Raw genomic sequence first — 5,747 nt, forward strand, 5'->3', positions numbered from 1 at the left:
ATGGCTGTATCATATAACAAATTATGGAAATTATTAGTGGATAAAAAAATGAGTAAATCGGATTTGCGTAAAAAGGCAGAAATTGCTCCTAACACGATGACAAAGCTTCGCCGTGATGAAGAGGTGAGCCTAACAATTCTTAGCAAAATCTGTAAAATTTTACATGCAGATTTTGGGGATATTGTGGAGTATGTACCGGATGCAGAAATATGGGATTTGTATGATGAAAATAGGGAACTTCTGGGAAGAGACCATATCAGAGGAGAACAGTTACCAATAGACGGATACCATCTGGTGGTGCATGTGTGGATTTGTAATTCTAAGGGAGAGTACCTTATCTCGCAGCGTTCCGCCAATAGGCCAACATACCCTTTGATGTGGAAATGTGTAGGTGGTTCGGTTGTGAAGGGAGAAGATAGTTTACAGGGAGCAATTCGAGAGGCAAAGGAAGAGGTTGGCGTTGATTTAATGCCGGAAAATGGACAAGTGCTTTTTACAAAGACACGAAAAATCATTGAGGGAAAAATCTTTAATGATATTATGGATGTTTGGCTGTTTGATTACGATGGAGAGGTTGATTTAGGCAATGCCACAACGGATGAAGTGGCACAGGTTGCTTGGATGAACAGGGAACAGATAAAAGAATTGTTTGATGCAAATATGTTTGTAGATACATTGGAATACTTCTTTACGGAAGTGGACAAGAAGTGCAGTAAAATCAGTAATTTTGAAAAAAATTAAAAAATTTGTCTGAAGTTAGTCCCACATAGTCTCATTTTAGGGATGAGATTTTGAGACTAAGTTTGAGACTGATAAAAATAGAAAATTTTCGAGTAGAATTGGAGGTGAACAAGTGAATTTTTTTGATTATATAAAAAATGATGCCTTTTTTAAACCATTAACATTGAAATACAGAAGAGTATATTATGATTGTATACAGATACTAATTGATAAAACAAAAGAATTACCAGTATTGTATGAATCAGATGCAAAGGATAGCATTACGGTTTATTTAAAGAATGCTGGAATAAATAAATGAAGTAAGCAACAGAACATAAAACATTATCTGAAAGAGAACATAAAATTTATAATATGATTTGTGAGAATCTGCATTTATCAGTTGAATAGGTAATGGCAGAACTTGATATATCAAGATCAACGGTGTTTAGAGATTATGCGAAAATTAAGAAAGTGACAGGTGCAGTTTATGATAAAAAGACTTCAACATGGACATTGTAATGAGACAGTCTCAAGTTAGTCTCAACAAAGTCTCATAAAATTTGACATTTGATGAGACTAAAAATGATTAATGAATTTATATGATTTATCGATTGGAGAAGATAAAATGAATCAATTTCTATCTATAGCATTAAAAACACATTTTGAAGTCGGAAAAGGATAAAAGATGAAAGTAAAATTAGAAGACATAATTGAGGCAATGGAATTTGCCAATATGGAAACAGAATATTATTATGATACCCACAATGAAAAAGTTATGATGATATTTGATGGAATGGTGGATGGTGAGGACAAGGAAATAAGTGAGAGTTGATTGACAATGGCAAAACCAAAGGCAAGATGTACAAAATAAAATAATTCGTCGCTAAAAAAGCGACGGAAAAAGCGACGGATTATTTTTATACTGATATGCAAGAATGTTTCGAGTTGGTCTCAAGACAGTCTCATTTTTGAAATTGTTTGTTGAGACTAACATGAGACTGAGGAGGTTCAAAATCATGGACATAAGCAAAAAGGATTGGAAATTATTTCGAGAAAGATTATCAGGCTGGCAGGAAAATTATATGGAAGGTCTTGTTAAAGAGTATGCAAATTTTCTGAATGATGATAAAAAGCCTGCATCAGAGAAATTCTGGGAACTTGAAAAACGGATAAAAGAAGATAAGCGTCATCCGGGAGTTATCATGGAGATGAGTAAGTCAGAGGTGATATGGGATATCGTTCGTCTTATTAGATTGAAAGTAATTACATATGATGATTTATCAGACTTTAGTGATGAACTACAGCTGGAAGTGAAGAGAATACTTGAAATGAGCAGGTGATACATATGGAGATTGGTGCAACAAAGGCAGTTCAAGATCGACTAAAAACCACAAAGATTGCAGAAAGCAAAGGTGTTTCACTTGTGTTCTGCTGGGACACACATTTGACGAAAATAAAAGGAAGAAATGTCTTGTTTATTGTAAATGCCAGTAATCGTTATACAATAGCAATGACAGATATTGAACCAAGAAACTGGAATTACTATGCAATGTATATCAGCCGCGTGATCCATGGCGTGATGCAGGAAATGGGATATTCTGAAGAACAGATAGCACAATATTTTAAAATGTCAGGCGATATGATTGTGACAAAGACACATGGGAAGAAATCGGTTGGCGGCATTAATAGAATGGTAACGGATGCGCAGTATTTTGATAAGAAACTGGAGAAAGATACAAAATATCAGTGGGAACTGAGTGAGTATCTTAACAGAGATATTTGTCAGCCAGAGGGATTCGATGCATATGGATATCCAAGTGAACTCTTTAAATTAGACATGGAACGATTAGGAATTATTCCTAAGAGAAAGCCTGCAAAGGTAATTGATTTTACCAGGTACATAGATACTAATCGCAGTTCTAACCATTAGCGCAAAAGAATTGTTAAAACAATTGTTTGGGCATAAGAAGTTAGTTTGCAATGACGAAAAGCAAGATGTATAAAATAATTCGTCGCTAAAAAAGTGACGAAAAAAGCGACGGAAAAGGAGACCAGCTATGAGCATAACATTTGAAATAGTCAAATTTAAAAAGCCAACAAAAGATGATTTGTCTAATTTACATATGTTTAATCCTTATGGTTCTATTTCAATATTAGATGATGATGGCGATAGCACGGGATGGAATATTTATATGTTCAGGGTTGATGATAAGGATATACAGAATATTATAAATAGCAGTTATGCAGTCAAAATGGAACTCCCAGAATGCATTACAGATTATGATAGTTTTTTTGAAGATTTGGGATTCCCTAAAGAGGCAGTAAGGAATGGAGATGTTCGCATTATAAAATCCAATTCCAGATATATTACTATTTCTTATGGTGATAAATCAAAGGAGATAGAAAAAAGCAGGCTTGAAAAATATAAGGTGATGGTTCAAACAAAATGTGTTGTTTTGAAGATTAAGGCTTTATGGAACAGCAGTGAAAATAATCTATATGGTATAGATAAACAGAAAGCTATAAAGTGTATACCAGATATTGAAAATTATGAATATGTTCCAGTTAATAATAGTATGCTGGCAAAAGCAGAAATTCCCTTCTTGATATTTGAAAGAAACCGGGAAAAATGTTTTATAGAGATGTATTGATAGAATCTAGAGAAAGGAATGCTTTTATGAGCAAAGAATTACAGATAAGAAATAGCACTGTGGATTTTTTAGTTTTCACACGAGATGCAGGAGAAGACGGAATAGAGGTCAGGGTTCAGAATGGCGATGTATGGCTTACGCAGAAGGCAATTTCACAGCTTTTTGATGTAGATAGAAGTGTGGTTACAAAACATCTGAGTAACATTTTTAAAGAGGGCGAATTAGATGAAAATTCAGTTTGTGCAAAATTTGCACAAACTGCGGATGATGGAAAAACATACAATTATAAGTTCTATTCGTTAGCAGCTATTATTGCTGTGGGGTATCGCATTAATTCAGAACGGGCAATGCAGTTCAGAACATGGGCAACAAAGGTATTAGATACATTTACAAAGCAGGGTTATGTTCTTGATAAAAGTAGATTGATTAATGGACAGATTTTCGACGAAGATTATTTTGAGCATCTTATTGCTGAGATTCAGGAAATCAGAGCAAGTGAGAGAAGATTTTACCAGAAAATTACAGATATATATGCAACAGCAGTTGATTATGATAAGAATTCACAGGTGACAAGAGAGTTTTATGCAACAGTACAGAATAAGATGCATTATGCAGTTCATGGTAGTACAGCGGCAGAAGTGATAGTGGCAAGAGCTGATCATAATAAGGAACATATGGGACTTAAATCATGGAAAAATGCGCCGGATGGTAAAATAGTAAAAACAGATGTGTCAATTGCAAAAAACTACTTAGAAAAAGAAGAACTTGCAGAATTAAATGAGATTGTGACAATGTATCTTGATTATGCAACAAGACAGGCACGAAGACATATTCCTATGACTATGGAAGATTGGAAAACAAAGCTTGACGCATTTCTTAGATTTAATGATGCAGAAGTACTTCAGGATAAAGGGAAAGTTACTGCAGCTATTGCGAAAGAATTTGCGGAAAGTGAATTTGAGAAGTACAGAGTTATACAGGATTCACTGTATGAAAGTGACTTTGATAAATTGATGAATGATATGGAGAAGGATGGTACTAACGATCAGATATAAAACAACATTCACAGTAGATTGACTTTTAGCATACGATAGTGTATATTTAAATTACAAAGAGAAGATACTACAGTCGGAACGGAGACTTAAAACCCGTTTCCAGTGGTCGGGATGAAGACCTAAAACTCATTCCCATTACAGAGTAAACTGCTAAAAATCAAAGGCGGATGGCTTCGGTCATCCGTCTTTCTTTAACAAAGGAGATGAAATGGCAGAGGAGAGTTTTAAGGAACGTGCCCGACAGGAAATGATAAAAGCTGCAAAACAGTATAAGGACATCTATGTTGATTATGAGTATATAATTTGCTCGGTAACATTTGAGAAAAATGATTATTATATAATTGCTGCGGAGGAAGATAATTTTCAGCATTTAACAGGTGTACATTCAAAGATAGATGCTAAGACATTTTTCCGCAAATGTTATGATGGAACGCTTGCGGAAGTGGACTTTGATTTTGCAAAAGCAGGACACAATGAGAAGTCGGCAAAAGGTACAGTAAGAAGAAAAATATAGGTTTTGCCGGATATGATGACACTAATGAAATCGGATGTTCAAGTAGAAGAAGGCTTTCGGAAAAATCGGGTAGTGTGTTCGCTGGCAACAGCGGATGGAAACTGCACATTAGGTTTTTCAGAATCAAAGAAAGCACGTCCGAAGTCCTTGATAAAAGGAAATGAATTGAAGAATCCGGGAACTGTAGATTTGATTCTAAGAAAAACAACTGGAAGTTTATTCTTTGATGAAATTATTGTTGGAGATACAGCAATGCTTAAGCAGTTCAGAGAAAAAATTGAGGATATTGTGTCAGCAAAGTTGTTTGAAGATGTAACAGGAGAATAAGACATATGAATGATGAAGATCATGTTTTGTTAAGTGAAAAATTAGAGGATCAGCTTAAGGCTGTAGAGTGGGCGCATGAACAGAAGAAAATTCTTGATGACAAAAGCAGACGTATCGCAGATGCACTCATGGAAAAAATGACACCTTTGATAATGAAGAATAGTGTACAGAAATAGCGTGGGTACAATTTGGGTACACCAGAAATGCAACTATATAAATAACATACAAAACCGTATCAAAATGATATGGTTTTGCAATATAATAACAGCAGATTTATGTGAAAAATTGAACCCGAAAAAGAGTTTGAATAACGGATTAAAATGCCGAAAGCCTGTATTTATGCGGGTTTCCGGCATTTATTTTATCAAATGGCTCTGGTTTGGCTCTATTTGTGGGAACAATAAATGATAAATAGAAGAAATTTAATAAGGAGACCAGCTATGAAAAGTCAACCATAAATTAGCAAAAAATTTCTTTTTC

General features: G+C 34.7%; 10 protein-coding genes and 1 pseudogene. All 11 read left to right on the plus strand.

The genetic code is table 11. The features are described 5' to 3' along the window. A pseudogene (locus DXD06_RS18215) lies at nucleotides 1–201 on the plus strand (helix-turn-helix domain-containing protein); the annotation flags it as partial. Continuing rightward, complete coding sequence (locus DXD06_RS18045; RefSeq protein WP_442969673.1) at nucleotides 184–741, plus strand: NUDIX hydrolase; 558 nt, start codon at nucleotides 184–186, stop codon at nucleotides 739–741. The pseudogene DXD06_RS18215 and the gene DXD06_RS18045, both read left to right, overlap by 18 nt. A 112-nt stretch (nucleotides 742–853) precedes the next feature. Then, on the plus strand, nucleotides 854–1,039 hold the full coding sequence (locus DXD06_RS16720) for a hypothetical protein (protein ID WP_117833189.1): 186 nt from the start codon (nucleotides 854–856) through the stop codon (nucleotides 1,037–1,039). Nucleotides 1,040–1,405: 366 nt separating this feature from the next. Next, nucleotides 1,406–1,552, plus strand: coding sequence for a hypothetical protein (locus DXD06_RS17185; protein WP_158569564.1), 147 nt, complete (start codon nucleotides 1,406–1,408; stop codon nucleotides 1,550–1,552). A gap of 184 nt (nucleotides 1,553–1,736) precedes the next feature. After that, nucleotides 1,737–2,060, plus strand: a complete 324-nt coding sequence (locus DXD06_RS16730) for a hypothetical protein (RefSeq protein WP_117833190.1) — start codon at nucleotides 1,737–1,739, stop codon at nucleotides 2,058–2,060. 5 nt (nucleotides 2,061–2,065) lie between these two features. Further along, nucleotides 2,066–2,650 carry a DUF6933 domain-containing protein gene (locus tag DXD06_RS16735; protein ID WP_055068300.1) on the plus strand — a complete coding sequence of 195 codons (585 nt, stop codon included), beginning with the start codon at nucleotides 2,066–2,068 and terminating at the stop codon, nucleotides 2,648–2,650. Between the two features lie 127 nt (nucleotides 2,651–2,777). After that, nucleotides 2,778–3,371 carry a hypothetical protein gene (locus DXD06_RS16740; protein ID WP_117833191.1) on the plus strand — a complete coding sequence of 198 codons (594 nt, stop codon included), beginning with the start codon at nucleotides 2,778–2,780 and terminating at the stop codon, nucleotides 3,369–3,371. Between the two features lie 26 nt (nucleotides 3,372–3,397). Beyond that, a complete protein-coding gene (locus tag DXD06_RS16745) occupies nucleotides 3,398–4,426 on the plus strand; it encodes a virulence RhuM family protein (protein ID WP_117833192.1) in 1,029 nt (342 codons plus the stop codon). A 208-nt stretch (nucleotides 4,427–4,634) separates the two neighbouring features. Further along, nucleotides 4,635–4,940: a PBECR4 domain-containing protein gene (locus DXD06_RS16750; protein ID WP_117833193.1), complete on the plus strand. Its 306-nt coding sequence runs from the start codon at nucleotides 4,635–4,637 to the stop codon at nucleotides 4,938–4,940. 24 nt (nucleotides 4,941–4,964) lie between these two features. Beyond that, nucleotides 4,965–5,267: a hypothetical protein gene (locus DXD06_RS16755; RefSeq protein WP_117833194.1), complete on the plus strand. Its 303-nt coding sequence runs from the start codon at nucleotides 4,965–4,967 to the stop codon at nucleotides 5,265–5,267. A 5-nt stretch (nucleotides 5,268–5,272) separates the two neighbouring features. Next, nucleotides 5,273–5,443, plus strand: coding sequence for a hypothetical protein (locus tag DXD06_RS17190; protein WP_158569565.1), 171 nt, complete (start codon nucleotides 5,273–5,275; stop codon nucleotides 5,441–5,443). The last annotated feature ends 304 nt before the right edge of the window (nucleotides 5,444–5,747 follow it).

Origin of the sequence: Roseburia sp. TF10-5, from assembly GCF_003462365.1 — a bacterium.
Lineage (GTDB): Bacteria > Bacillota > Clostridia > Lachnospirales > Lachnospiraceae > Roseburia > Roseburia faecis.

Excerpts from the sequence above, each read along its gene's own strand:
- DXD06_RS17185 (WP_158569564.1), top strand. The coding sequence starts at position 1,406 with ATGAAAGTAAAATTAGAAGACATAATTGAGGCAATGGAATTTGCCAAT.
- DXD06_RS16730 (WP_117833190.1), top strand. The coding sequence starts at position 1,737 with ATGGACATAAGCAAAAAGGATTGGAAATTATTTCGAGAAAGATTATCA.
- DXD06_RS16735 (WP_055068300.1), top strand. The coding sequence starts at position 2,066 with ATGGAGATTGGTGCAACAAAGGCAGTTCAAGATCGACTAAAAACCACA.
- DXD06_RS16740 (WP_117833191.1), top strand. The coding sequence starts at position 2,778 with ATGAGCATAACATTTGAAATAGTCAAATTTAAAAAGCCAACAAAAGAT.
- DXD06_RS16745 (WP_117833192.1), top strand. The coding sequence starts at position 3,398 with ATGAGCAAAGAATTACAGATAAGAAATAGCACTGTGGATTTTTTAGTT.
- DXD06_RS16750 (WP_117833193.1), top strand. The coding sequence starts at position 4,635 with ATGGCAGAGGAGAGTTTTAAGGAACGTGCCCGACAGGAAATGATAAAA.
- DXD06_RS16755 (WP_117833194.1), top strand. The coding sequence starts at position 4,965 with ATGAAATCGGATGTTCAAGTAGAAGAAGGCTTTCGGAAAAATCGGGTA.
- DXD06_RS17190 (WP_158569565.1), top strand. The coding sequence starts at position 5,273 with ATGAATGATGAAGATCATGTTTTGTTAAGTGAAAAATTAGAGGATCAG.